We start from the raw sequence: 26178 nt of genomic DNA on the forward strand, positions 1-26178 counted from the left end.
TGTGCGGTCGGTGTGGTGGTCCCCGTCTCGCGACGGCGACGGGCTGTGGCGCCGCCCACGCGGACCACCAGGGCAGTCTACACGGGTACGCAAGAGGCCCCCGGCCCCCAGGCGGACCTGGGAGTCGGGGGCTCGTGCGACCGAGCGGTCAGAGGGTCTCGGTGGACCCGCCCGCGGCGGCGATCTTCTCGACGGCCGAGGCGGAGAAGGCGTGGGCCTTCACCTGCACGGCGACGGAGATCTCACCGGTGCCGAGCACCTTCACGGGCTGGTCCTTGCGGACCAGGCCCTTGGCGACGAGCGCGTCCACGGACACCTCGCCGCCCTCCGGGAAGGCGGTGTTCAGCTTGTCCAGGTTCACGACCTGGTACTCGGTGCGGAACGGGTTCTTGAAGCCGCGCAGCTTCGGCAGACGCATCTGCAGCGGAAGCTGGCCGCCCTCAAAGCCCGGACGCACCTGGTAGCGGGCCTTGGTGCCCTTGGTGCCGCGACCGGCGGTCTTGCCCTTCGAGGCCTCACCGCGACCCACACGGGTCTTCGCGGTCTTGGCACCCGGGGCCGGACGCAGGTCGTGGATACGGATGGCGTCGTTGTCAGCCATTGTTGACCTCCTCCACGGACACCAGGTGCGGCACGGTGTTGACCATGCCCACGGTCGCCGCGTCGGCCTTGCGGGTGACCTGGTGGCCGATCCGCTTCAGACCGAGCGAGCGCAGGGTGTCGCGCTGGTTCTGCTTCGCGCCCGTGACGCCGCGGGTCTGGGTGATGACCAGAGTGGCGTCCGAGGGCTGGATGTTCTTACGAGTGGGCTCAAACATGGCTCAGGCACCTGCCTTCTCGGTGCTCTTCTTGGCGCGGTCGGCCTCCATGGTGCGGAGCATGGCATGGGGCGCGATCTCGTCCAGGGCCTTGCCGCGGCGGGCGGCCACGGCCTGGGGCTCCTCGAGCTTCTTGAGGGCGTCCACGGTTCCACGCACGATGTTGATGGCGTTCACGGAGCCCATGGACTTGGACAGCACGTCATGGATGCCGGCGCACTCCAGCACGGCACGCACCGGACCGCCGGCGATCACGCCGGTACCCGGGGAGGCCGGGCGGAGCAGCACGACGCCGGCGGCATCCTCACCCTGCACCAGGTGCGGGATGGTGGAGCCGACGCGCGGCACGCGGATGAAGGACTTCTTGGCCTCCTCCACGGCCTTCTGGATCGCGGCGGGGACCTCCTTCGCCTTGCCGTAGCCCACACCGACCATGCCGTTGCCGTCGCCGACGACGACCAGGGCGGTGAAGCTGAAGCGACGGCCGCCCTTGACGACCTTCGCCACACGGTTGATGGCGACGACGCGCTCGAGGAACGCGTCCTTGTCCTCGTCCTGGGCGCCACGACGGTTGCGGTCGTCGCGACGGCCGCCACGGCGGTCGTCGCGGCCGCCACGGCCGCCGTCACGACCACCACGGCCGCCGGAACGCTCGGTGGACTGGCTGGCCGAGCCGGCAGCGGTCTCGGCGACAGCGGTCTCGGAGTTCTCGGTCACCTGGGTGTCCTTCTGGTTGTTGGTCTCGGTCACAGCTGCAGCCCACCCTCTCGGGCGCCGTCGGCGACGGCGGCCACGCGGCCGTGGTACTTGTTGCCACCGCGGTCGAACACCACGGCCTCGATGCCCGCGGCCTTGGCACGCTCGGCGACGAGCTCGCCGACGCGCTTGGCCTTGGCGGTCTTGTCACCGTCGAACGCACGCAGGTCGGCCTCCATGGTGGAGGCGTAGGCCAGGGTGCGGCTCTGGGTGTCGTCCACGACCTGCACGAACATGTGGCGTGCAGAGCGGTTGACGACCAGGCGCGGACGGGCGGTGGTGCCGGAGATCCGCTTGCGGACACGGAGGTGGCGGCGGGTACGGGCGTTGAACTTGCCCTTGCCCTTCACCTTCAGAGTAGACATCACTTACCTGCCTTTCCGGCCTTGCGGCGGATCTGCTCGCCGGCGTAGCGCACGCCCTTGCCCTTGTACGGGTCGGGACGGCGCAGCTTGCGGATGTTGGCGGCGGTCTCGCCGACCTTCTGCTTGTCGATACCGGAGACGGTGACCTTGTTGCCCTCGACGGCGAAGGAGATGCCCTCCGGGCACTTCACCGGGACCGGGTGAGAGTAGCCCAGGGCGAACTCCAGGTCCTGGCCCTTGGCCAGCACGCGGTAGCCGGTGCCAACGACCTCGAGCTGCTTGGAGAAGCCCTCGGTCACGCCCAGGATCATGTTGTTGATCAGGGTGCGGGACAGTCCGTGCAGGGAACGGGACTCACGCTCGTCGTCGGGACGGGCCACGGTGACCTGCCCGTCCTCGAGGGTGACCGTGATCGGGGAGGCGACGGTGTGCTCCAGCTGGCCCTTCGGGCCCTTCACGGTGACACGGGCGCCGTCGATGGAGACATCGACGCCGCTGGGGATGGTGATCGGCAGACGTCCGATTCGCGACATGTCAATACAGCCTTTCTTCGGTCTCGTCCGTCACCAGACGTAGGCGACGACTTCGCCGCCGACGCCCTTCTTGGCGGCCTGCCGGTCGGTCAGGAGACCGGAGGAGGTGGACAGGATGGCGATGCCCAGGCCGCCCAGCACGTGCGGGAGGTTGGTGGACTTCGCGTACACGCGCAGACCCGGCTTGGAGATGCGGCGCAGGCCGGCGATGGCACGCTCGCGCTGCGGTCCGAACTTCAGGTCGATGGTCAGCTTCTTGCCGACCTCGGCCTCCTCCTCGCGCCAGTCGGCGATGTAGCCCTCGGCCTTGAGGATGTCGGCCACACGGGTCTTCATCTTGGAAGACGGCATGGACACGGTGTCGTGGTACGCCGAGTTCGCATTGCGCAGACGCGTCAGCATGTCTGCGACGGGATCGGTCATGGTCATGTGGGCTTCACGCCCTTTCTCGCCGTGGTTTCCCGCTCCGGTTCACCGGCAGGGGACCTGTGGCGTAGAGGTCTTACTTTTCGGTCTTGAACGGGAAGCCCAGCGCCTTCAGCAGCGCGCGGCCCTCGTCGTCGTTCTTGGCGGAGGTCACCACGGTGATGTCCATGCCGCGCACGCGGTCGATCTTGTCCTGATCGATCTCGTGGAACACGGTCTGCTCGGACAGGCCGAAGGTGTAGTTGCCGTTGCCGTCGAACTGGCGGTCGGACAGGCCGCGGAAGTCACGGATGCGCGGCAGCGCGAAGGTGACCAGGCGATCCAGGAACTCCCACATGCGGTCGCCACGGAGGGTGGCGTGGGTGCCGATCGGCATGCCCTCGCGCAGCTTGAACTGCGCGATGGACTTGCGGGCCTTGGTGATCATCGGCTTCTGGCCGGTGATCAGAGTCAGGTCGGCCACGGCGCCGTCGATGATCTTCGAGTCCTTGGCGGCCTCGCCGACACCCATGTTGACGACGACCTTGACGACACCCGGCACCTGCATGACGTTGCCGTAGGAGAACTCCTCCTGCAGGGAAGCGCGGATCTCCTCGCGGTACTTGGTCTTCAGGCGCGGGGTGACCTTGGTGGTCTGCTGAACCTCGGTCATCACAGCTCCTTCCCCGAGCCTTGGCGAAGCGGACCTTGACGGTCTTGCTCACGCCGTCCTTCTCGACGGTCTCGAAGCGGTAGCCCACGCGGGTCGGCTTCTTGGTCTCCGGATCCACCACGGCCACGTTCGACACGTGGATCGGGGCCTCGACGACCTGCAGGCCGCCCTCGGTGGAGCCGTTGTTGTTCTGGCCGGCACGCAGGTGCTTGGTCACGCGGTTGACGCCCTCGACCAGCACACGGTCGGTCGACGGGAACACGCGCAGGACCTTGCCCTGCTTGCCCTTATCCTTGCCGGCGATGACCTGCACCAGGTCATCCTTCTTGATCTTGGCCATGGGGTCAGATCACCTCCGGAGCGAGCGACACGATCTTCATGAAGCGCTTGTCGCGCAGCTCACGGCCCACCGGGCCGAAGATACGAGTGCGCGCGGCTCGTTCTCGTTCTTGAGGATGACGGCAGCGTTCTCGTCGAAGCGGATGTACGAGCCGTCCGGACGGCGGGACTGCTTGCGAGTCCGCACCACCACAGCCTTGACGACATCGCCCTTCTTGACGTTGCCGCCGGGGATGGCGTCCTTCACGGTGGCGACGATGGTGTCGCCGATGCCTGCGTAGCGGCGTCCCGAGCCACCGAGAACACGGATGGTCAGGATCTCCTTCGCACCGGTGTTGTCGGCGACCTTCAGCCGCGACTCCTGCTGAATCACTTATCTCTCCTAGCGTCGCGCCGGTTCTCGCCCACGGTGGGCGAGCCTTGCGGAACGGTCAAGCGGTGGTCCCGGCGTGCTTACCCCTGCCCCTCACGCGGCCGGACCCGCACCTCTCCCCCGCCGCATCTTCAGACAGCGGCGCAGGATCAGGGCAGGCGCGGACGCAGGGCAAGGCCGAGGCGTTCCGGGATCCTCGTGCGACACCCTCGGCACGCAGGATGGATGGTCCTGCCAACAAAGGGCGCACGAACACCACATCCTACAGCAAAGGCCCGTCCCCTGCCAATGGCAGTGGACGGGCCTTCGCCTGTCAGTGTGAGGTCACACCGAACGCGTCACTTGGCGCGCTCGACGATCTCCACGAGACGGAAGTGCTTCGACGCCGACAGCGGACGGGTCTCGGCGAGGCGGACACGGTCGCCGACGCCGGCGGTGTTCTCCTCGTCGTGGGCCTTCACACGCGTGGTGGTGCGCATGACCTTGCCGTACAGGGCGTGCTTCTTGCGGTCCTCGACCTCGACGACGATGGTCTTGTCCATCTTGTCGGAGACGACGACGCCGCGGACGGACTTGCGGTAGCCGCGCTCCTCGGAGGCGGCGGCGGTCTGCTCGCTCACTTGGCAGCCTCCTCGTTCTTCTCGTCAGCCTTGCCCGGCGCGACGACGTCCTCGCGGATGCCGAGCTCGCGCTCACGCAGGATGGTGTAGATGCGGGCGATGTCACGCTTGACGGCCTTCAGCCGGCTGGAGTTGTCCAGCTGGCCGGTGGCAGCCTGGAAGCGCAGGTTGAAGAGCTCCTCCTTGGAGGACTTCAGCGCCTCCTGAAGACGGCCGTTGTCCATGCCGTCCAGGGACTCGACGTTCAGATCCTTGGTTCCGATGGCCATGGGATCACTCACCACCCTCTCGACGGATGACACGGGCCTTCAGCGGCAGCTTGTGGATCGCGAGGCGGAGCGCCTCACGGGCGACCTCCTCGGACACACCGGACAGCTCGAACAGCACGCGGCCCGGCTTCACGTTGGCCACCCACCACTCGGGCGAGCCCTTGCCGGAGCCCATGCGGGTCTCGGCGGGCTTCTTGGTCAGCGGACGGTCCGGGTAGATGTTGATCCACACCTTGCCGCCACGCTTGATGTAACGGGTCATGGCGATACGCGCGGCCTCGATCTGACGGTTCGTCACATAGGCCGGCGTGAGCGCCTGGATGCCCCACTCGCCGAAGGACACGGTGGTCCCGCCCTTGGCGGCGCCGGAGCGCTTCGGGTGGTGCTGCTTGCGGTGCTTGACGCGACGGGGAATCAGCATCAGGCGTTTCCTCCTTCAGCGGGAGCGGCGGCCGGAGCGTTGTTCTCACGGCGCGGAGCACGCTCAGCACGGTCGTTGCGACGGCGACGCTCGCCACCGCGACGGTCGCCGCGGCCACGGCCGGACGGCTGAGCCGCCTCCTTGGCGGCCAGCTCCTTCGCGGTGAGATCGCCCTTGTAGATCCAGACCTTCACGCCGATGCGGCCGAAGGTGGTCTTGGCCTCGAACTTGCCGTAGTCCACGTTCGCGCGGAGGGTGTGCAGCGGCACGCGGCCCTCACGGTAGAACTCGGAACGGCTCATCTCGGCGCCGCCGAGGCGGCCGGCGCACTGGATCTTGATGCCCTTGGCGCCGGCACGCATGGCCGACTGGATGGCCTTCTTCATCGCGCGGCGGAACGCCACGCGCGAAGACAGCTGCTCCGCAACGCCCTGGGCGACCAGCTGGGCATCGGTCTCGGGGTTCTTGACCTCGAGGATGTTCAGCTGGATCTGCTTGCCGGTGAGCTTCTCGAGCTCGCCGCGGATGCGGTCGGCCTCGGCGCCGCGACGACCGATCACGATGCCCGGACGGGCGGTGTGGATGTCCACCCGCACGCGGTCACGGGTGCGCTCGATCTCCACCTTGGAGATGCCGGCGCGCTCCATGCCGTTGGTCATCAGCTCGCGGATCTTGACGTCCTCCTTGAGGAAGTCCTTGTACCGCTGACCGTCCTTATGGGAGTCAGCGAACCAGTGCGAGACGTGGTCGGTGGTGACGCCGAGACGGAAACCGTTCGGGTTGATCTTGTTGCCCATTTACTCAGTTCCCACCCTTCTCGTCCTTGGTGGCGACAACCACGGTCACGTGGCTGGTGCGCTTGTTGATGCGGTAGGCGCGGCCCTGGGCACGCGGCTGGAACCGCTTCATGGTCGGTCCCTCGTCCACGTAGGCCTCGCTGATGTACAGCGAGCCCTCGTCGAACGCGAGGCCCTCACGGTCGGCCTTGACCCGGGCGTTCGCCACGGCGGAGGCGACGATCTTGTAGACCGGCTCCGAAGCGCCCTGCTGGGCGAACTTCAGGATGGCCAGAGCCTCCACGGTGTCCTTGCCACGGACCAGGTCGACGACGCGCCGGGCCTTCATCGGCGTCACGCGCAGGTGGCGCGCAATTGCCTTGGCTTCCATTGCTTCTCTCTTTCGAATCTCTCGAAGTTCAAGCTCCACGAACCGTCAGGCTCAGCGGCGCTTGCCCTTCTTGTCGTCCTTCACGTGACCGCGGAACGTCCGCGTGGGGGCGAACTCTCCGAGCTTGTGGCCCACCATGGACTCGGTGACGAACACCGGGATGTGCTTGCGACCGTCGTGCACCGCGATGGTGTGGCCGAGCATGTCCGGGATGATCATCGAACGGCGAGACCAGGTCTTGATGACGTTCTTGGTGCCCTTCTCGTTCTCCGCCAGAACCTTCAGGTAGAGGTGCTGATCGACGAAGGGGCCCTTCTTGAGGCTGCGAGGCATGTCTTCTCAGCTCCCTTATCGCTTGTTCTTGCCGGAACGACGACGACGCACGATGTACTTGTCGCTTTCCTTGTTCGGACGGCGGGTGCGGCCCTCGGGCTTGCCGTTCGGGTTGACCGGGTGACGGCCGCCGGAGGTCTTGCCCTCACCGCCGCCGTGCGGGTGATCGACCGGGTTCATCACGACACCGCGGACGGTCGGGCGGACGCCCTTCCAGCGCATGCGGCCGGCCTTGCCCCAGTTGATGTTGGTCTGCTCGGCGTTGCCCACCTCGCCGACGGTGGCGCGGCAGCGCACGTCGACGTTGCGGATCTCACCGGACGGCAGGCGCAGCTGAGCGTACTTGCCCTCGCGGGCGACCAGCTGGATGCCGGCACCGGCGGATCGGGCCAGCTTGGCACCGCCGCCCGGGCGCAGCTCCACCGCGTGGATCACGGTGCCCAGCGGGATGTTGCGCAGCGGGAGGTTGTTGCCCGGCTTGATGTCGGCGTTCGGGCCGGCCTCCACCACGGCGCCCTGCTGCAGCTTGGCCGGGGCCAGGATGTAGCGCTTGGTGCCGTCGGCGTAGTGCAGCAGCGCGATGCGCGCGGTGCGGTTCGGGTCGTACTCGATGTGGGCGACCTTCGCCGGCACACCGTCCTTGTCGTGACGACGGAAGTCGATCAGGCGGTACTGCCGCTTGTGGCCACCGCCCTTGTGACGGGTGGTGATGCGACCGGTGTTGTTGCGTCCACCGGTCTTGTGCAGCGGGCGGAGAAGGGACTTCTCCGGCGTGGACCGGGTGATCTCTGCGAAGTCGGCCACCGACGAGCCACGCTGGCCCGGGGTGGTCGGCTTGTACTTACGGATAGCCATGTACCTATTCCTCGATTAAGTGGTCTCCGCGTCGCCTCAGGAGGCGAGCGGACCTCCGAAGATGTCGATCGATCCGTCCTTCAGCGTGACGATGGCACGCTTGGTGGACTTGCGCTGGCCCCAGCCGAAGCGGGTCCGGCGGCGCTTGCCCGGACGGTTCAGGGTGTTCACCGAGGCGACGGACACGTCAAAGATGCGCTCGACGGCCTGCTTGATCTCGGTCTTGTTGGAGCGCGGGTCCACGAGGAAGGTGTACTTGCCCTCGTCGATCAGACCGTAGCTCTTCTCCGACACGACGGGAGCGATGATCACGTCGCGGGGATCCTTGTTGATGGAGCCGCTCACTGGGCATCCTCCTTCTTGGCACCGGTGGCCCGCGCCACGAACGCCTCGTAGGCGGCCTGCGTGAACACGACGTCGTCGGAGACGAGCACGTCGTAGGTGTTCAGCTGGTCCGCGTACAGGGTGTGCACGGCGGGCAGGTTGCGGACGGACAGCGCGGCGACGTCGTCGGCGCGGTCGATGACGACCAGCACGTTCTTGCGGCCGGTGTTCAGGGACTCCAGACCGGCCTTGGCCGCCTTGGTGGACGGGGTCTCGCCGGTGACGAGGGCCTCGATCACGTGGACGCGGCCGTTGCGGGCGCGGTCGGACAGGGCACCGCGGAGGGCGGCGGCCTTCATCTTCTTCGGGGTCCGCTGCGAGTAATCACGCGGGGTCGGGCCGTGGACGATGCCACCGCCGGTCATGTGCGGGGCGCGGATCGAGCCCTGACGCGCACGGCCGGTGCCCTTCTGCTTGAACGGCTTGCGGCCGGCACCCGACACCTCGCCGCGGTCCTTCGCCTTGTGGGTGCCCTGACGGGCGGCGGCGAGCTGGGCCACGACGACCTGGTGCATCAGCGGGACATTCGCCTGCACGTCGAAGATCTCGGCGGGCAGGTCGACCTTGACGGTCTTCACAGAGTTGGCCATGGGTCTCAGGCTCCCTTCGCGGCGCTGCGCACGAGCACGACCTGGCCCTTGGGGCCGGGGACAGCGCCCTTGATCAGCAGCAGGTTGTTGTCCACGTCGATGCCGTGGAGCGTGAGGTTCTGGGTGGTCTGGCGCACGGCGCCCATGCGGCCGGCCATGCGCATGCCCTTGAAGACACGGCCCGGGGTGGCCGCGCCGCCGACGGAGCCCGGCTTGCGGTGGTTCTTGTGCTGGCCGTGGGAGGCGCCCACGCCGGCGAAGCCGTGCCGCTTCATGGCACCGGCGAAGCCCTTGCCCTTGGTGGTGCCCACGACGTCGACCTTCTGGCCGGCCTCGAAGACCTCGACGGACAGGTCCTGGCCGAGCTCGTACTCGGCGGCGTCTGCGGTGCGCAGCTCCACCAGGTGGCGGCGCGGGGTCACGCCGGCCTTCTCGAAGTGACCGGCCAGCGGCTTGGTCACGCGGCGGGGGTCGATCTGGCCGTAGGCGATCTGGACAGCGGTGTAGCCGTCGGTCTCCTCGTTGCGCAGCTGGGTGACCACGTTGGAGTCGGACTGGACCACGGTGACGGGGATGAGCTTTCCGTTCTCATCCCAGACCTGGGTCATGCCGAGCTTCGTGCCCAGCAAGCCCTTGACGTTACGGGTGTTGGTCATAGTCTCTCAGCACCTCCCTCTCAGAGCTTGATCTCGATGTTGACGTCCGCGGGCAGGTCCAGTCGCATGAGCGAGTCGACGGCCTTCGGAGTCGGGTCGATGATGTCGATCAGCCGCTTGTGGGTGCGCATCTCGAAGTGCTCACGGCTATCCTTGTACTTGTGCGGAGAACGGATAACGCAGTACACGTTCTTCTCCGTCGGCAGCGGCACGGGGCCGACCACCGTCGCGCCTGCGCGCGTGACCGTGTCAACGATCTTGCGGGCCGAGACGTCGATGACCTCGTGGTCGTACGACTTCAGCCGGATGCGGATCTTCTGTCCCGCCATGGCGTCACGCCTCTCTCGTCGAGTAGCTGTTCCTGTCCCTGTGCGCGGGACCGCTGGGGGTCCCGCCTCTTGTCCTCGACCCGCACGCGGGTGAATCCGGCTCGGCCGGGTTCCTCACCCTCGTCGGGCTCCGGTCCACGCGGCCGGGCGTGTCGCACTCCCGAGGGAGCGGACGAACCGGCATGGGACTGGAGGGAATGTGCATCTGGACCCCGCCGCCGGCCACGAGACACATGGCTGACAGCGCATGGGGCGCTTGAGCAACTTATCCAGTATGACAGACAACGGCACCGACCGCCAACCGGCGGCCGGTGCCCTCGTGTGTGATCCGTGACGCATCGGCGCCGGGAGGCCTCAGCTCCCCCACTCGGTGGGCGGTCCCGCGGCCAGCAGGCCGGCGAACACCACGGCCACGACGGCCAGGGCGACCAGCGCACTCACGAGCGGGCGGGCCAGCACCATGCGCAGCGCTCCGGCGGCCGCACCCGTGCGGCCGTCCTCGTCCAGGACCCTCCAGTGACCGGCCGGCTCGCCACGCCGGTGCATCGCCCGCTCGAACGGCACCGTCATGAACGGGACCACCGCCGAGCCGAGGGCCAGCAGGCCCCTGCCGGCGGACCACCGGGAGTCGATCCAGACGGCCATGACCACCACCACGTAGCAGAGGAACACGAAGCCGTGCACGCCGCCGCCGATCGGCATCAGCGCATCGGTCGCGCCCGAGTACTTGAGAACCATCGCGAGGATCAGCAGGGCCCACGTCACCATCTCCGCCGCCGCGGTGATGCCGAAGAGCCTCCGTGGGCCGGCCGCCCTCACCGCTCGATCTCTCCGCCGCGGTTGGCTCGGCGGATGCGCTTGGCGCGGTCGATCTCGGGCTTGAAGTGTCGATAGAGGCCGATGCCGACGGCCACGACCGCGACGACGACCAGCAGGGTGATCAGCATTTCCATGCACACCAGCGTATCCGTGCCGTACGGCCGCCCGCGACGCAGACACGGGAAGGCCCCCCGCCTCCGGAGAGGCGAGGGGCCGTCGTCGCTGTGGCCGGCTCGATGACCGACCGGCTACGACCTGTCAGATCACTTAGTGATCTTCGTCACGCGGCCGGAGCCCACGGTGCGGCCACCCTCGCGGATGGCGAAGCCGAGGCCCTCCTCCATGGCGATCGGCTGGATGAGCTCGACCGACATCTCGGTGGTGTCGCCCGGCATGACCATCTCGGTGCCCTCCGGCAGGGTGATGACACCGGTGACATCGGTGGTGCGGAAGTAGAACTGCGGGCGGTAGTTCGAGTAGAACGGGTTGTGACGGCCGCCCTCGTCCTTGGACAGGATGTACACGTTGGCCTCGAAGCCGGTGTGCGGGGTGATCGAGCCCGGGGCCACGACGACCTGGCCGCGCTCGACGTCGTCACGCTTCAGACCGCGGAGCAGGAGACCGCAGTTCTCACCGGCCCAGGCCTCCTCGAGCTGCTTATGGAACATCTCGATGCCGGTCACGGTGGTCTTCTGCAGGTCGCGGATGCCCACGATCTCGACCTCGGAGTTGATCGGCAGGGTGCCGCGCTCGGCGCGGCCGGTCACCACGGTGCCGCGGCCGGTGATGGTGAACACGTCCTCGATCGGCATCAGGAACGGCTTGTCCTTGTCGCGGACCGGATCCGGGATGTACTCGTCCACGGCGGCCATCAGGTCCTGCACGGACTTGACCCACTTCTCGTCGCCTCGAGGCCTTGAGAGCGGAGACCTTGACGACCGGGGCGTCGTCGCCGTCGAACTCCTGGGAGGACAGCAGCTCGCGGACCTCCATCTCGACGAGCTCGAGGAGCTCCTCGTCCTCGACCATGTCGGACTTGTTCAGGGCCACGAGCAGGGCCGGCACGCCGACCTGGCGGGCCAGGAGCACGTGCTCGCGGGTCTGGGCCATCGGGCCGTCGGTGGCGGCGACCACGAGGATCGCACCGTCCATCTGGGCGGCGCCGGTGATCATGTTCTTGATGTAGTCGGCGTGACCCGGGGCGTCCACGTGGGCGTAGTGACGCTTCTCGGTCTGGTACTCCACGTGGGAGATGTTGATGGTGATGCCGCGCTGGCGCTCCTCCGGAGCGGAGTCGATCGAAGCGAAGTCGCGAGCCTCGTTCAGGTCCGGGTACTGGTCGTACAGGACCTTCGAGATCGCGGCGGTCAGGGTGGTCTTGCCGTGGTCAACGTGGCCGATGGTGCCGATGTTGACGTGCGGCTTCGTGCGATCGAACTTTGCCTTTGCCACAGTTCCTCCTAGAACGTGTTCATCTTCGCGAAGACTGGAAAGCCTCTTGCAGCAGCGCAGGGCGTGCTGACAACTCTCCCGATTCTACGTGTCGATGCGGTGTTGGGGAAATCCCGGCGGATGGAAGGACCAGTCCGGTTCCAGGCCAGCAGTGCCGCCTGAAGCGGACCGGACCTGACCCGTCCTGTGCGGGGCCGCATCGCCGGGGTGGTGCGGCTCCCGTGCTCCCCGCGGCCGCAGTCGGGTGCGGCCGCGGGGAGCAAGTCTGTTTCAGGGTGTGTGACCCGTGGTCACTCGCCCTGGGACTTCTGGATGATCTCGTCGGCGACGGCCTTCGGAACCTCCGAGTAGGAGTGGAAGGTCATCGAGAACACCGCGCGGCCCTGGGTGCGGGAGCGCAGGTCGCCGATGTAGCCGAACATCTCCGACAGCGGCACGAGGGCCTTGACGACCTTCACGCCGGTGGCGTCCTCCATGGACTGGATCTGGCCGCGGCGGGAGTTCAGGTCGCCGATGACGTCGCCCATGAACTCCTCCGGGGTGCGGACCTCGACGGCCATCAGCGGCTCGAGGAGGACCGGGTTCGCCTTGCGCACGCCTTCCTTGAAGGCCTGCGAGCCGGCGATCTTGAAGGCCATCTCCGAGGAGTCGACGTCGTGGTAGGCGCCGTCGAGGAGGGTCGCCTTCACGCCCACCATCGGGTAACCGGCCAGCACGCCGAACTGCATGGCGTCCTGGATGCCCGCGTCCACCGAGGGGATGTACTCGCGGGGCACGCGACCGCCGGTGACAGCGTTCTCGAACTCGTAGGTCTCGCCCTCGGCAGTGTCCAGCGGCTCGAACTTGAGCTGGACCTTCGCGAACTGGCCGGAGCCGCCGGTCTGCTTCTTGTGGGTGTAGTCGATCTTGTCGACCGTGCGCTTGATGGTCTCGCGGTACGCGACCTGGGGCTTGCCGACGTTGGCCTCGACCTTGAACTCACGCTTCATGCGGTCCACGAACACGTCGAGGTGCAGCTCGCCCATGCCGCCGATCTCGGTCTGGCCGGTCTCCTCGTTGAGGGTGACGCGGAAGGTCGGATCCTCGGCGACGAGCTTCTGGATGGCGGTGGAGAGCTTCTCCTGATCGCCCTTCGACTTCGGCTCGATGGCCACGGCGATCACCGGCTCCGGGAACGACATGGACTCGAGGATGATCGGGTGGTCCGGGTTGCAGAGGGTGTCACCGGTGGTGGTGTCCTTCAGGCCGATCACCGCGTAGATGTGGCCGGCGACGACCTCGTCCACCGGGTTCTCCTTGTTGGCGTGCATCTGGAAGAGCTTGCCGATGCGCTCCTTCTTGCCCTTGGTGGCGTTGAGGATCTGCGCACCGGTCTCCAGACGGCCGGAGTACACGCGGATGAAGGTCAGGGTGCCGAAGAACGGGTGCGAGGCGATCTTGAAGGCCAGGGCCGAGAACGGCTCCTCCTTCGAGGCCTCGCGGCTCAGCTCGACGGACTCGTCCTTGACGTCGTGGCCCATCACGGCACCGGCATCCAGCGGGTTCGGCAGGTAGGCGACGACGGCGTCGAGCATCGGCTGCACGCCGCGGTTCTTGAACGCGGAGCCGCAGAACACCGGGTAGGCCTCGGCGGCCACGGTCAGCTTGCGCACGCCCGCGACGATCTCCTCCTGGGTGAGCTCCTCGCCCTCGAGGTACTTCTCCATGAGCTCCTCGTCGGCCTCGGCGACGGCCTCGAGCAGCTGGGTGCGGTACTCCTCGGCCTTGTCCTTCAGGTCCTCCGGGATCTCACGGGTCTCGTACTCGGCGCCCATGGTCACGTCGCCCTTGGCGTCGCCCGGCCACACGAAGGCCTGCATGGACAGCAGGTCGACGACGCCCACGAAGTCGTTCTCGGTGCCGATCGGCAGCTGCATCACCAGCGGCTTGGCGCCGAGGCGGGACACGATGGTGTCCACGGTGAAGTAGAAGTCGGCACCGAGCTTGTCCATCTTGTTGACGAAGCAGATGCGCGGCACGTTGTACTTGTCCGCCTGACGCCACACGGTCTCCGACTGCGGCTCCACGCCCTCCTTGGCGTCGAACACGGCCACGGCGCCGTCCAGGACGCGCAGCGACCGCTCCACCTCGACGGTGAAGTCCACGTGGCCGGGGGTGTCGATGATGTTGATCTGGGTGTTCTTCCAGAAGCAGGTCACCGCGGCGGAGGTGATGGTGATGCCGCGCTCCTTCTCCTGCTCCATCCAGTCGGTGGTCGACGCACCGTCGTGGGTCTCGCCGAGCTTGTGGTTCACACCCGTGTAGAAGAGGATGCGCTCGGTGGTGGTGGTCTTGCCGGCATCGATGTGCGCCATGATGCCGATGTTGCGGACCTTGTTCAGGTCGGTCAGCACGTCCTGTGCCACGGTGTCTCCCTTGTGTCGGGGTGGGGTGGGGGCTCGTCAGATGGATACGGAGATCGCCACGGGGATCCCTCCCCGGCGGCGGAGGGCCCGGGGCGCGGAGGATCGCTCCCCGCCCCGGGCCGAGGTCGTCACCAGCGGTAGTGGGCGAAGGCCTTGTTGGCCTCGGCCATCTTATGGGTGTCCTCACGGCGCTTCACGGCGCCGCCGAGGCCGTTCGAGGCATCGAGGATCTCGTTCATCAGGCGCTCGGTCATGGTCTTCTCGCGGCGGGCCTTCGAGAAGCCGACCAGCCAGCGCAGGGCCAGGGCCGTGGAGCGGCCCGGTTTGACCTCGACCGGGACCTGGTAGGTGGCGCCGCCGACGCGGCGGGAGCGCACCTCGAGGGCCGGCTTGATGTTGTCCATGGCCTTCTTCAGGGTGGCCACCGGATCGCCGCCGGTCTTCTGGCGGGCGCCTCGAGGGCACCGTAGACGATGCGCTCGGCGGTGGACTTCTTGCCGTCGACCAGCACCTTGTTGATCAGCTGGGTGACCAGCGGGGAGCCGTAGACGGGATCGACGACGAGGGGGCGCTTCGGCGCGGGACCCTTACGAGGCATTACTTCTTCTCCTTCTTGGCGCCGTAGCGGGAGCGGGCCTGGCCGCGGTTCTTGACGCCCTGGGTGTCGAGGGCGCCGCGCACGATCTTGTAGCGCACGCCCGGCAGGTCCTTCACACGACCGCCGCGGACGAGCACGATCGAGTGCTCCTGCAGGTTGTGGCCCTCACCCGGGATGTACGCGGTGACCTCGATACCGCCGTTGAGGCGGACACGGGCGACCTTGCGCAGCGCGGAGTTCGGCTTCTTCGGGGTCGTGGTGTACACACGGGTGCACACGCCACGACGCATGGGGTTGCCCTGCAGCGCAGGGGCCTTGGTCTTGACGACCTTCGGTGAGCGGCCCTTGCGGACCAGCTGCTGAATCGTAGGCACTCTTCAGTCTTCCTCTTCGGTGATCGCTGACGTGATCTGCCGAGCCGACAGGCCGTCTGGCCTCGGGTTCGGCGGCTGCTCGTTCCTCGTTCTGCCTCTCCTGTGGGGGCTTCGAGAGCAAACGTCCGCAGGCGTGCAAAAGTGTGGCATTCGTTGCGCAACTTCCCCGCAACCCGGACCGCGTCCATACTGCCACACGAAAAACAATCGAACCTAGGCTACCACGTGGGCCGTTCCGCGCCAACACGGGGTGGGAGGCACCACACCCGGGCATCCGACGCGCACCCGGGGCACCCGACGGGCACCCGCCGTAGACTGGCCCCGTGACTTCCGAACCTGATGCAGCACAGACGACCCCGTCCACCGCGGCCGGTCCCCTGTCCGTCCGCACCATCGACGAGGCCCAGCACACCCCCTTCCTCGCGCGCCATCCGGAGGCCTCGTTCCTCCAGAACCCACGCTGGCCCAAGGTGAAGACCGACTGGCGCGGCCAGTCCCTGGGCGTCTTCCGCGGCACCGAGCTGGTGGGTGCGGCCCTCGTCCTGGCACGCCCCCTTCCCGTGCCCGCCCGCCTGCCGGTGCTCGGGAAGGCGTTCCTCGCCTACATCGCCGAGGGACCGGTCCTGGACGAGGGCGTGCGCCTCGTGGACGTGCTCGGCCCGCTCGTGGAGCTCCTGAAGTCCCAGGGCGCCTTCCTGGTCCGCATGGGGCCGCCCGGCGTCGTGCGCACCTGGGAGGCGGACACGGTCCGCAAGGCCCTGACGGACCCGCAGTACAGGATCCTGACCGACCTGCCGTGCGAGGTCACCCCCGGCGCGCTCGAGCTGCAGGACGAGCTGCGCGCGGCCGGCTGGAAGGCGCCCGAGGTCCTCGAGGGCTTCTCCGCGGGCCAGCCGATGTTCCAGGCCCGCATCCCGCTGAAGGACCTGGACGTGGACGGCGTGCTCGCGCGCATGTCCGGCTCCTCCCGCAAGCGCACCCGCCGCTCCACCCGCAACGACCTGGACGTCGTCACCGCCGGTGTGGAGCGCCTGGACGAGTGGGAGTCGCTGCAGGACGAGACGGCGGAGCGGGACAAGTTCACCGGCCGCCCCAAGGAGTACTTCCAGCGCGTGATCGAGGAGCTGGGCGGCTCGGAGATCGCCGACGTCACCTACTACCTCGCCGAGTACGAGGGCGAGCCGGTGGCCGCGGCCTTCCACTTCCGGCAGGGCCACGTCTGCTATCGCCCCTACTCCGCCTCGTCCCAGAAGGAGCGCAAGCGCGACGCCCCGCGCCTGCTGCAGCTCACCCAGATCGAGGCCGGCATCGAGGCCGGCTGCCACTGGCTGGACCTGGGCGGCGTGCCCGGCTCCGTGGACCATGAGGACCGGATCACCGGCCTCACCGAGTTCAAGACCACCCAGGGCGCGAACGTGGTGCAGACCCACGGCGAGTGGGACTTCCCGGTCAACCGGCTGCTGGCCAAGGCCTTCAACCTGTACATGTCGCGTCGCTGACGCCCCCGTCCCTCGGCCGAGGGGACCCACGGCCCGGCGCCTTCCGCACGGAAGGCGCCGGGCCGTCGTCGTTGTTGCCCGCTCCCCCGGCCTCCCGACGACGGCACACCTCCCCACGGACCGGTCCGCCGCCTCATCGGCGGTCTCGGCGGACCACGACGACGGCGCCCCCTCCACCATGCTCCTCCCCGTGCAGGGCAGGCACGACGGAGGGCCCGCCCCGGCCCCCGCGGTGCGGGGACGAGACGGGCCCTCGATGCCGTCCGGACGGACCCTTCCGGGTCCGGGCCGGGTCAGGCGCGGAAGTCGCCGCCGCGGCCGTAGTCGTCCAGGCTCATGGCGTGGAACTCCCCGCCGCCCATGGACTGGTCCAGGCCCGGGTAGTCGAAGTCCGCGAAGCCCGAGGGTGAGGTGAACAGGTTCGCCTTCGCCTCCTCGGTCGGCTCCACCACGGTCTTGGTGTAGCGGTCCAGGCCGGTGCCGGCCGGGATCAGCTTGCCGATGATCACGTTCTCCTTCAGACCCAGCAGCGGATCCTCCTTGCCTTCCATGGCGGCCTGCGTGAGCACGCGGGTCGTCTCCTGGAAGGACGCGGCGGACAGCCACGAGTCGGTCGCCAGCGACGCCTTGGTGATGCCCATGAGCTCGTCGCGGCCGGAGGCCGGCTGGTGGCCCTCGGACACGGCGGCGCGGTTGGCGGCCACGAAGCGGGCGCGGTCGGTGAGCTCACCCGGCAGCAGGTCGGTCTCACCGGACTCGATCACGGTGATGCGACGCAGCATCTGGCGGACGATGACCTCCACGTGCTTGTCATGGATGCCCACACCCTGGGACTGGTACACGTCCTGCACCTCGTCCACCAGGAAGCGCTGGGCGGCACGCGGGCCGAGCACGCGCAGGACCTGCTTCGGGTCCACCGCACCGGCCACCAGCTGGGTGCCGACGGCCACGTGCTCGCCGTCCTCCACCAGCAGGCGCGCACGGCGCAGCACCGGGTAGGCGATCTCCTCGGAGCCGTCGTCCGGGGTCAGGATCAGGCGGATCGAGGACTCGTTGTCCTCGATGGCCACGCGACCGGCGACCTCGGAGATCGGGGCCACACCCTTCGGGGTGCGCGCCTCGAAGAGCTCCTGGATACGGGGCAGACCCTGGGTGATGTCGTCCGCGGAGGCCACACCGCCGGTGTGGAAGGTACGCATGGTGAGCTGGGTGCCCGGCTCGCCGATGGACTGCGCGGCGATGATGCCGACGGCCTCGCCGATGTCCACCAGCTGTCCGGTGGCCATGGAGCGGCCGTAGCACTTGGCGCAGGTGCCCACGGCGGACTCGCAGGTGAGCACGGAGCGCACCTTGATCTCGGTCACACCCGCGGCCACGAGCTCGTCGATCAGGACGTCGCCCACGTCGGCGCCGCCCTTGGCGACGACCTTGCCGTCGATCTCCACATCGGTCGCCAGGGTGCGGGCGAACGCGGAGTTCTCCACGGTCTCGTGCTGACGCAGCTCGCCGTTGGCGTCGGCCACGGCGATGGTCACGGCCAGACCGCGCTCGGTGCCGCAGTCCTCCTCGCGGACGATGACGTCCTGGGAGACGTCCACGAGACGACGGGTCAGGTAGCCCGAGTTCGCGGTCTTCAGCGCGGTGTCCGCCAGGCCCTTGCGGGCGCCGTGGGTCGCGATGAAGTACTCGAGCACGGACAGGCCCTCGCGGTACGAGGACTTGATCGGACGCGGGATGATCTCGCCCTGCGGGTTGGCCACCAGGCCGCGGATGCCCGCGATCTGGCGCACCTGGAGCCAGTTGCCTCGCGCACCGGAGGTCACCATGCGGTTGATGGTGTTCAGCTTCGGCAGGCCGGCACGCATGGCCTCGGCGACCTCGTCGGTCGCCTTGTTCCAGATGTCGATCAGCTCGGAGCGGCGCTCGTCGTCCGCGATGAGGCCCTTGTCGTACTGGGCCTGCACGCGGCGTGCCTGCTCCTCGTAGCCCTCCATGATGGCGCCCTTGTCCATGTCCGAGGTGATGTCGGAGATGGCCACGGTGACGCCCGACCAGGTGCCCCAGTGGAAGCCGGCGTCCTTGAGGTTGTCCAGCGTCTGGGCGGTGACGACCATCGGGTAGCGCTCGGCCAGGTCATTGACCAGCTGGCCGAGGGTGCCCTTGGTGGCCTGGGTGTCCAGCCACGGGTAGTCCGCCGGGAGCAGGTCGTTGAAGATGACCTTGCCCAGGGTGGTCTCGATCAGGGCGGTCTCGCCCTCGGACCAGCCCTCCGGGGCGGACACGGCGGCCGACGGCACGAAGCCCTCGATGGCGATCTTCGCAGGCGCGTTCAGGTGCAGCTCGCCGGCGTCGAAGGCCATGATGGCCTCGGCGACCGAGGAGAACTCGCGGCCGGCTCCGGCCTCGTCCTCACGGACGGTGGTCAGGTGGTTCAGGCCGATGATCATGTCCTGCGCCGGGACGGCCACGGCGCGGCCGTCCGAGGGCTTCAGGATGTTGTGGCTGGACAGCATCAGCAGTCGCGCCTCGGCCTGCGCCTCCGGGGACAGCGGCAGGTGGACCGCCATCTGGTCGCCGTCGAAGTCCGCGTTGAACGCGGAGCAGACCAGCGGGTGCAGCTGGAGTGCCTTGCCCTCGACCAGCTGCGGCTCGAAGGCCTGGATGCCCAGACGGTGCAGGGTGGGGGCGCGGTTCAGCAGCACCGGGTGCTCGGTGATGACCTCCTCGAGCACGTCCCACACCTGCGGGCGGAAGCGCTCCACCATGCGCTTGGCGGACTTGATGTTCTGCGCGTGGTTCAGGTCCACGAGGCGCTTCATCACGAACGGCTTGAACAGCTCCAGCGCCATCTGCTTCGGCAGGCCGCACTGGTGCAGCTTCAGCTGAGGTCCGACCACGATGACCGAACGGCCCGAGTAGTCGACGCGCTTGCCGAGCAGGTTCTGACGGAAGCGGCCCTGCTTGCCCTTGAGCATGTCGGACAGCGACTTCAGCGGACGGTTGCCCGGGCCGGTGACCGGACGGCCGCGCCGGCCGTTGTCGAACAGCGAGTCCACGGCCTCCTGGAGCATGCGCTTCTCGTTGTTCACGATGATCTCGGGGGCACCGAGGTCCAGCAGGCGCTTCAGGCGGTTGTTTCGGTTGATCACACGGCGGTAGAGGTCGTTCAGGTCGGAGGTCGCGAAGCGGCCGCCGTCCAGCTGGACCATCGGGCGCAGCTCCGGCGGGATCACCGGGACCGCGTCGAGGACCATGCCCTCCGGGGAGTTGTCCGTGGTCAGGAACGCGTTGACGACCTTCAGACGCTTCAGGGCGCGGGTCTTGCGCTGGCCCTTGCCGGTCTTGATGGTCTCGCGGAGCATCTCGGCCTCGGCGTCCAGGTCGAAGGTCTCCAAGCGGCGCTGGATGGCCTCCGCGCCCATGGCGCCGGTGAAGTACTGGCCGAACTTGTCCCGCATGGCGCGGTACAGGCCCTCGTCGCCCTCAAGGTCGGCGACCTTGAGGTTCTTGAAGCGGTCCCAGACCTGCTCCTTGCGGTCCAGCTCCGCGTCCGCCCGCTTGCGGATCTGCGCCATGGTCTTGTCCGCGGCGTCACGGGCCTTCTTCTTCTCCGCGGCCTTGGCGCCCTCGGACTCCAGCTTCGCCAGGTCCTTCTCGAGGTCGCCCGCGATCGCGGCGATGTCCGCGTCGCGCTGCTCGGCCAGGACACGGGTCTCCTGGTCGTGCTCGGCCTGCAGGTTCGGCAGGTCGTTGTGACGGGCCTCCTCGTCCACAGAGGTGATCATGTAGGCCGCGAAGTAGATGACCTTCTCCAGGTCCTTCGGGGCCAGGTCCAGCAGGTAGCCCAGGCGGGAGGGCACGCCCTTGAAGTACCAGATGTGGGTCACGGGAGCGGCGAGCTCGATGTGGCCCATCCGGTCGCGGCGCACCTTGGAGCGGGTCACCTCGACGCCGCAGCGCTCGCAGATGATGCCCTTGAAGCGCACGCGCTTGTACTTGCCGCAGGCGCACTCCCAGTCACGGGTCGGACCGAAGATGCGCTCGCAGAAGAGCCCGTCCTTCTCCGGCTTCAGGGTGCGGTAGTTGATGGTCTCCGGCTTCTTCACCTCGCCGTAGGACCAGCGGCGGATGTCCTCCGCCGTGGCCAGGCCGATGCGCATCAGGCCGAAAGAGTTGTCAGTGGACATGCTGTGAACGGTCATGTTCCGGTGAACTCCTCAGTTCAGTGGTTCTCAGGTGACGTCTTGTGGGTGGGGAGCCGAGGGGCTCAGACTTCCTCGACCGAGCTCGGCTCGGCGTGGGACAGGTCGATGCCCAGCTCCTCGGCGGCCCGGAAGCTCTCGTCATCCGAGTCACGCATCTCGATGGTCTGCCCGTCCGCGGAGAGGACCTCCACGTTCAGGCACAGGGACTGCATCTCCTTGATGAGGACCTTGAAGGACTCCGGAACGCCCGGCTCCGGGATGTTCTCGCCCTTCACGATGGCCTCGTACACCTTCACACGACCGTGGATGTCGTCCGACTTGATGGTCAGCAGCTCCTGGAGGGTGAACGCGGCGCCGTACGCCTCGAGCGCCCACACCTCCATCTCGCCGAAGCGCTGACCGCCGAACTGGGCCTTGCCGCCCAGCGGCTGCTGCGTGATCATCGAGTACGGACCCGTGGAACGGGCGTGGATCTTGTCGTCCACCAGGTGGTGCAGCTTCAGCATGTACATGTAGCCGACCGAGATCGGGTCCGGGAACGGCTCGCCGGTGCGACCGTCGAACAGCTGGGTCTTGCCGTTCGTGCCCATGAGGCGGTCGCCGTCCCGGGTCACGTTGACGTGGCCCAGCAGGCCCTCGATCTCGTAGGCCTCGGCACCGTCGAACACCGGGGTGGCGACGTTCACCGGACCGGACTGGCGCGGGAAGTTCGGCAGGTCCTTGATCCACTCCGGCTCCCCCTGGATGTCCCAGCCGCGGGAGGCGGCCCAGCCCAGGTGGAGCTCCATGACCTGGCCGAGGTTCATGCGGCCCGGCACGCCGAGCGGGTTCAGGATGACGTCCACCGGGGTGCCGTCGGCGAGGAACGGCATGTCTTCGACCGGCAGGATCTTGGAGATCACGCCCTTGTTGCCGTGACGGCCGGCCATCTTGTCGCCGTCGGTGATCTTGCGCTTCTGGGCGACGTAGACGCGGACCAGCTGGTTCACGCCCGGGGGCAGGTCGTCGTCCTCGTCACGGTCGAAGATGCGCACGCCGATCACGGTGCCGGACTCTCCGTGGGGCACCTTCAGGGAGGTGTCACGGACCTCACGGGACTTCTCGCCGAAGATGGCGCGCAGCAGGCGCTCCTCCGGGGTCAGCTCCGTCTCGCCCTTCGGGGTGACGCGGCCGACCAGGATGTCGCCCGCCTCCACCTCGGCGCCGATGTGATGATGCCGCGCTCGTCGAGCTGGGACAGCACCTCGTCGGACACGTTCGGGATGTCGCGGGTGATCTCCTCGGCGCCCAGCTTGGTGTCACGGGCGTCGACCTCGTGCTCCTCGATGTGGATCGAGGTCAGCACGTCGTCGGAGACCATGCGCTGAGACAGAATGATGGCGTCCTCGTAGTTGAGGCCCTCCCACGGCATGAACGCCACGAGCAGGTTCTTGCCCAGGGCGAGCTCGCCGTAGTCCGTGGCGGGGCCGTCCGCGATGATGCTCAGCGGCTCCACCCGGTCGCCCTCGGACACCCGCACGCGCTGGTTGTACGCGTTGCCCTGGTTCGAGCGGGAGAACTTCATGATCGGGTAATGCGTGGTGGTGCCGTCGTCGTTCATGACGGTCACCAGGTCCGCGGCCACCTCGGTGACGACGCCGGCCGCGGTGGCGGTCACGGAGTCGCCGGCGTCCACGGCCACGTACTTCTCCATGCCGGTGCCCACGTACGGGGCCTCGGACTGGAGCAGCGGCACGGCCTGGCGCTGCATGTTGGCGCCCATGAGCGCGCGGTTCGCGTCGTCGTGCTCGAGGAACGGGATGAGGGCGGTCGCGGCCGACACCATCTGGCGCGGGGACACGTCCATGTAGTCGATGTCGTCCACGGAGGACAGCACCGGCTCGCCGCCGCCGCCGCGCTGGCGGCAGAGGACCAGGTCCTCCACGAAACGACCGTCCTCGCCCACCGGGGCGTTGGCCTGGGCGATCTGGCAGCCCAGCTCGTCGTCCGCGGTCAGGTAGTCGACCTTGTCGGTGACCTTGCCGTCCACCACGCGGCGATACGGGGTCTCGATGAAGCCGAAGGAGTTGATGCGGCCGAAGGTCGCCAGGGAGCCGATCAGGCCGATGTTCGGACCCTCAGGGGTCTCGATCGGGCACATGCGGCCGTAGTGCGACGGGTGGACGTCACGGACCTCCATGCCGGCGCGGTCGCGGGACAGGCCGCCCGGGCCCAGCGCGGACAGGCGACGCTTGTGCGTCAGGCCGGCCAGCGGGTTGTTCTGGTCCATGAACTGGGACAGCTGGGAGGTGCCGAAGAACTCCTTGATCGACGCCACGACCGGGCGGATGTTGATCAGGGTCTGCGGGGTGATCGCCTCCACGTCCTGGGTGGTCATGCGCTCACGCACGACGCGCTCCATGCGGGACAGGCCGGTGCGGATCTGGTTCTCGATCAGCTCGCCCACGGCGCGGATGCGGCGGTTGCCGAAGTGGTCGATGTCGTCGATCTCGACGCGCACGTCCACGTCCTCGCCGTCACGGGTGCCCTTGATGGTCTCCTCGCCGGCGTGCAGGGCGCAGATGAAGTGCACCATCTGGGCCACGTCGTCCTCGGTGAGCACGGTGGAGTGCGGGTCGGACAGCGGCACGTCCACGCCCAGCTTGCGGTTGAGCTTGTAGCGGCCCACCTTCGCCAGGTCGTAGCGCTTCGGGGTGAAGTACAGGTTGTTCAGGAGGGTCTGGGCGGCGTCCACGGCCGCCGGCTCGCCCGGGCGCAGCTTGCGGTAGATGTCCAGCAGAGCCTCGTCCTGGTCCGCGGTGCCGTCCTTCTCCAGGGTGGCGCGGATGGAGTCGTACTGGCCGAACTCCTCGAGGATGCGGGACTCGGTCCAGCCCATGGCCTTGAGCAGCACGGTCACCGGCTGCTTGCGCTTGCGGTCCAGGCGGACGCCCACCTGGTCGCGCTTGTCCACCTCGAGCTCGAACCAGGCGCCGCGGGAGGGGATGATCTTGGCGGAGAAGATCTCCTTGTCCGAGGTCTTGTCCGGGGTGCGCTCGAAGTAGGCGCCCGGAGAACGGACCAGCTGGGACACCACGACGCGCTCGGTGCCGTTGATGATGAAGGTGCCGTTCTTGGTCATGAGCGGGAAGTCGCCCATGAAGACGGTCTGCTGCTTGATCTCGCCGGTCGTGTTGTTCATGAACTCGGCCTTGACGTACAGCGGGGCGGCGTAGGTGGCGTCGCGCTCCTTGCACTCCTCCTCCGGCATCTTCGCGTCCGCGAACTCCGGGTCCGAGAACGACAGGGACATGGTCTCCTGGAAGTCCTCGATCGGGGAGATCTCCTCGAAGATGTCCGTGAGCCCGGAGGTCACCGGCACGGAGTGGTCGCCGACGGCCTGGGCCTGCTCGACGCGGGCGGCCCAGCGCTCGTTGCCGACGAGGCGGTCGAAGGAGTCGGTCTGCAGCGCCAGCAGATCCGGCACGTCCAGCGGCTCGGCGATCTTGGCGAAGGAGATGCGGCCGGCGGATGCGCCGGAACGCGGGGAGACGGAAGCGGTTTCGTTGGAGGTGCTCGAGGCGACCACGTAGGATCCTTCCACAGGCTTTCGGGGGTCCGTGTTCGGATCTCCCTGGGACGGCACAGACGCCGTGTGCGGGCCCACCGCCATATGAAGGCCTCGCTCGTCCGCGTCGACGTCCCTGTGTGGACTGCTCAGTCTTCAGGGCGCGCGGAAGCAGGGAGATGCAAAGGTCCAGAGTATCGCCCCATACCACGATTGTCCACCGCGTCCGCGTCACACCGGTGCGCGTGGCACCGGCGCCCCTCACGACGACGGCACGCGCCTCCGCAGGCCCGGCACCCTCTCGAGGGCGCCGGTGACGGCATCGCGCAGGCCCGGCCCCAGGGGGCGCTCGATCCACCGGTGCACAGCCCAGGACCAGGCGAGCAGGACGGCGAGGACCAGCGGCATCGTCCAGCGGGGGCCGAACAGGGGCACCAGCAGACCGATCAGCCACCAGCCCCACAGCTGGTGGAAGAGGTAGAGCGGGTAGGTGAGCGCTCCCGCCGCCTTCGCACCCGGGATGCGCCACCGGGCCGCGGGGCTCAGCACCGTGACGGCGACCCACGCCACCATGGCCAGGACGACTCCGGCGACCAGCGGGACCGACACGTCCAGGCCCGTGGTCTCGAGCGTCTCCCGCGCCTGGATCGGCGCGCTCCACGCCGCGGCCAGCCCGGAGCAGACCAGCAGCGCCGCCCAGCGCGGCGGGGTGTGTCCGCGGCGGTGGAGCAGGTACAGCACGATCCCGGCGGCAAAGAGGGCCGAGTACTCCGGGAACAGCACGTGCGAGACCGCCTCCTCCCCCGTACCCACCGCCGAGGCGAGCCCGGCGAGGAGTGTGCCCAGCACCGGCCACCCCACCGCGAAGGCCAGCAGGCGGCCGGGCGTGGTCCACCGCAGCAGCATGACCACGAGCACGGTGGCGTAGAACTTGAGCTCCACCCAGAGCGTCCAGTAGACCCCGTCGAGGTGGCCCACACCGCCCATGCCGCCCTGCAGCATGGTCAGGTTGGGCAGGATCTCGGCGGGGCTGCGCGCGGCGCCCACCTCGGGCCAGAGGACGAAGACCAGCAGTGCCGCCGCCGGGACGGCGGCCCAGTAGGCCGGGTACAGACGTCCGATCCGGGAGCCCACGTACTGGGCCGGGGTCCGTCCGACGACGGAGAGCACGATCACAAGCCCCGAGACCAGGAAGAACAGCTGGACACCGAGCGCGCCCAGGGCGGTGAGACGCCCCAGCACCGGCCACACCTCGAGCGCCACGCGCCCGTCCGTGCTGAACCGCGTGTGGTGCCAGGCGGTCCAGTGGTAGAGGACGACGGACAGGGCCGCCGCGAGTCGGGTGACGTCGAGCAGGGGCCAGCCGTGGGGGCGCCGGGGCGACGGGCCCGGC

Annotated in this window: 25 protein-coding genes and 5 pseudogenes; 1 reads left to right on the plus strand and 29 read right to left on the minus strand. The window is 68.2% G+C overall.

Annotation, left to right across the window (positions count from 1 at the left end; all coding sequences use genetic code 11):
• Positions 1-148: 148 nt before the first annotated feature.
• The 26 genes and pseudogenes from rplO to rpsL form a co-directional block, all read right to left on the minus strand.
• A complete protein-coding gene (gene rplO / locus AC2W7A_RS00115) occupies positions 149-601 on the minus strand; it encodes a 50S ribosomal protein L15 (protein ID WP_485989568.1) in 453 nt (150 codons plus the stop codon).
• Positions 594-818, minus strand: coding sequence for a 50S ribosomal protein L30 (rpmD, locus tag AC2W7A_RS00120; RefSeq protein WP_485989569.1), 225 nt, complete (start codon positions 816-818; stop codon positions 594-596). Before rpmD ends, rplO begins: the two co-directional genes overlap by 8 nt.
• A gap of 3 nt (positions 819-821) precedes the next feature.
• Positions 822-1568: a 30S ribosomal protein S5 gene (gene rpsE / locus AC2W7A_RS00125; RefSeq protein ID WP_485989570.1), complete on the minus strand. Its 747-nt coding sequence runs from the start codon at positions 1566-1568 to the stop codon at positions 822-824.
• Positions 1565-1939, minus strand: a complete 375-nt coding sequence (gene rplR, locus AC2W7A_RS00130) for a 50S ribosomal protein L18 (RefSeq protein WP_485989571.1) — start codon at positions 1937-1939, stop codon at positions 1565-1567. The genes rpsE and rplR overlap by 4 nt, the downstream gene beginning before the upstream one ends.
• Positions 1939-2472, minus strand: a complete 534-nt coding sequence (rplF, locus tag AC2W7A_RS00135) for a 50S ribosomal protein L6 (RefSeq protein WP_485989572.1) — start codon at positions 2470-2472, stop codon at positions 1939-1941. Before rplF ends, rplR begins: the two co-directional genes overlap by 1 nt.
• A 30-nt stretch (positions 2473-2502) precedes the next feature.
• Positions 2503-2901 carry a 30S ribosomal protein S8 gene (gene rpsH, locus AC2W7A_RS00140; protein ID WP_485989573.1) on the minus strand — a complete coding sequence of 133 codons (399 nt, stop codon included), beginning with the start codon at positions 2899-2901 and terminating at the stop codon, positions 2503-2505.
• A gap of 73 nt (positions 2902-2974) precedes the next feature.
• The gene (gene rplE / locus AC2W7A_RS00145) at positions 2975-3550 is read right to left on the minus strand and encodes a 50S ribosomal protein L5 (RefSeq protein WP_485989574.1); all 576 of its coding nucleotides are present in this window, start codon (positions 3548-3550) and stop codon (positions 2975-2977) included.
• A 7-nt stretch (positions 3551-3557) separates the two neighbouring features.
• Positions 3558-3890 (minus strand): annotated as a pseudogene (gene rplX / locus AC2W7A_RS00150) (50S ribosomal protein L24); the annotation flags it as partial.
• A gap of 4 nt (positions 3891-3894) precedes the next feature.
• Positions 3895-4262: pseudogene (gene rplN / locus AC2W7A_RS00155) on the minus strand (50S ribosomal protein L14).
• Positions 4263-4600: 338 nt separating this feature from the next.
• Positions 4601-4882, minus strand: a complete 282-nt coding sequence (gene rpsQ / locus AC2W7A_RS00160) for a 30S ribosomal protein S17 (protein WP_485989575.1) — start codon at positions 4880-4882, stop codon at positions 4601-4603.
• Positions 4879-5151, minus strand: a complete 273-nt coding sequence (gene rpmC, locus AC2W7A_RS00165) for a 50S ribosomal protein L29 (protein ID WP_067188433.1) — start codon at positions 5149-5151, stop codon at positions 4879-4881. Before rpmC ends, rpsQ begins: the two co-directional genes overlap by 4 nt.
• Positions 5152-5155: 4 nt before the next feature.
• Entirely contained in the window at positions 5156-5572 is a 417-nt protein-coding gene (gene rplP / locus AC2W7A_RS00170) for a 50S ribosomal protein L16 (protein ID WP_485989576.1), read from the minus strand.
• Positions 5572-6369, minus strand: a complete 798-nt coding sequence (gene rpsC / locus AC2W7A_RS00175; RefSeq protein WP_485989577.1) for a 30S ribosomal protein S3 — start codon at positions 6367-6369, stop codon at positions 5572-5574. The genes rplP and rpsC overlap by 1 nt, the downstream gene beginning before the upstream one ends.
• 4 nt (positions 6370-6373) lie before the next feature.
• Positions 6374-6739: a 50S ribosomal protein L22 gene (gene rplV / locus AC2W7A_RS00180; RefSeq protein WP_485989578.1), complete on the minus strand. Its 366-nt coding sequence runs from the start codon at positions 6737-6739 to the stop codon at positions 6374-6376.
• Between the two features lie 51 nt (positions 6740-6790).
• Complete coding sequence (rpsS, locus tag AC2W7A_RS00185; RefSeq protein WP_067188440.1) at positions 6791-7072, minus strand: 30S ribosomal protein S19; 282 nt, start codon at positions 7070-7072, stop codon at positions 6791-6793.
• 15 nt (positions 7073-7087) lie between these two features.
• Positions 7088-7927 (minus strand): 50S ribosomal protein L2, encoded by an 840-nt coding sequence (gene rplB / locus AC2W7A_RS00190; RefSeq protein ID WP_485989579.1) that lies wholly within the window; start codon positions 7925-7927, stop codon positions 7088-7090.
• A 36-nt stretch (positions 7928-7963) separates the two neighbouring features.
• Positions 7964-8272, minus strand: coding sequence for a 50S ribosomal protein L23 (rplW, locus tag AC2W7A_RS00195; RefSeq protein WP_485989580.1), 309 nt, complete (start codon positions 8270-8272; stop codon positions 7964-7966).
• Complete coding sequence (rplD, locus tag AC2W7A_RS00200) at positions 8269-8901, minus strand: 50S ribosomal protein L4 (RefSeq protein ID WP_485989581.1); 633 nt, start codon at positions 8899-8901, stop codon at positions 8269-8271. Before rplD ends, rplW begins: the two co-directional genes overlap by 4 nt.
• A gap of 5 nt (positions 8902-8906) precedes the next feature.
• Positions 8907-9557 (minus strand): 50S ribosomal protein L3, encoded by a 651-nt coding sequence (gene rplC, locus AC2W7A_RS00205; protein ID WP_485989582.1) that lies wholly within the window; start codon positions 9555-9557, stop codon positions 8907-8909.
• A gap of 20 nt (positions 9558-9577) precedes the next feature.
• Positions 9578-9886: a 30S ribosomal protein S10 gene (gene rpsJ, locus AC2W7A_RS00210; RefSeq protein WP_002857463.1), complete on the minus strand. Its 309-nt coding sequence runs from the start codon at positions 9884-9886 to the stop codon at positions 9578-9580.
• Between the two features lie 354 nt (positions 9887-10240).
• The gene (locus tag AC2W7A_RS00215) at positions 10241-10705 is read right to left on the minus strand and encodes a DUF3817 domain-containing protein (protein WP_485989583.1); all 465 of its coding nucleotides are present in this window, start codon (positions 10703-10705) and stop codon (positions 10241-10243) included.
• Positions 10702-10839, minus strand: a complete 138-nt coding sequence (locus AC2W7A_RS00220; RefSeq protein WP_485989584.1) for a hypothetical protein — start codon at positions 10837-10839, stop codon at positions 10702-10704. The genes AC2W7A_RS00215 and AC2W7A_RS00220 overlap by 4 nt, the downstream gene beginning before the upstream one ends.
• Before the next feature lie 129 nt (positions 10840-10968).
• A pseudogene (gene tuf / locus AC2W7A_RS00225) lies at positions 10969-12157 on the minus strand (elongation factor Tu).
• Between the two features lie 290 nt (positions 12158-12447).
• Positions 12448-14562 carry an elongation factor G gene (gene fusA / locus AC2W7A_RS00230; RefSeq protein ID WP_485989585.1) on the minus strand — a complete coding sequence of 705 codons (2115 nt, stop codon included), beginning with the start codon at positions 14560-14562 and terminating at the stop codon, positions 12448-12450.
• A gap of 128 nt (positions 14563-14690) precedes the next feature.
• Positions 14691-15160: pseudogene (rpsG, locus tag AC2W7A_RS00235) on the minus strand (30S ribosomal protein S7).
• Complete coding sequence (rpsL, locus tag AC2W7A_RS00240) at positions 15160-15534, minus strand: 30S ribosomal protein S12 (RefSeq protein WP_017487844.1); 375 nt, start codon at positions 15532-15534, stop codon at positions 15160-15162. Before rpsL ends, rpsG begins: the two are co-directional and overlap by 1 nt.
• Positions 15535-15857: 323 nt before the next feature.
• Here rpsL and AC2W7A_RS00245 point away from each other — a divergent pair, with 323 nt between their 5' ends.
• A complete protein-coding gene (locus AC2W7A_RS00245) occupies positions 15858-17033 on the plus strand; it encodes a lipid II:glycine glycyltransferase FemX (RefSeq protein WP_485989586.1) in 1176 nt (391 codons plus the stop codon).
• A gap of 293 nt (positions 17034-17326) precedes the next feature.
• Here the strand turns inward: AC2W7A_RS00245 and AC2W7A_RS00250 are convergent, their stop codons facing one another.
• The 3 genes and pseudogenes from AC2W7A_RS00250 to AC2W7A_RS00260 form a co-directional block, all read right to left on the minus strand.
• Positions 17327-21220: a DNA-directed RNA polymerase subunit beta' gene (locus AC2W7A_RS00250; protein ID WP_485989587.1), complete on the minus strand. Its 3894-nt coding sequence runs from the start codon at positions 21218-21220 to the stop codon at positions 17327-17329.
• Between the two features lie 80 nt (positions 21221-21300).
• Positions 21301-24806, minus strand: a pseudogene (gene rpoB, locus AC2W7A_RS00255) (DNA-directed RNA polymerase subunit beta).
• Positions 24807-25046: 240 nt separating this feature from the next.
• Positions 25047-26178, minus strand: a 1132-nt coding sequence (locus AC2W7A_RS00260) for an acyltransferase family protein (protein ID WP_485989588.1), incomplete at its 5' end; no start/stop codon positions are given.

It is taken from the genome of Micrococcus sp. LASM2_SD2, from assembly GCF_057364565.1.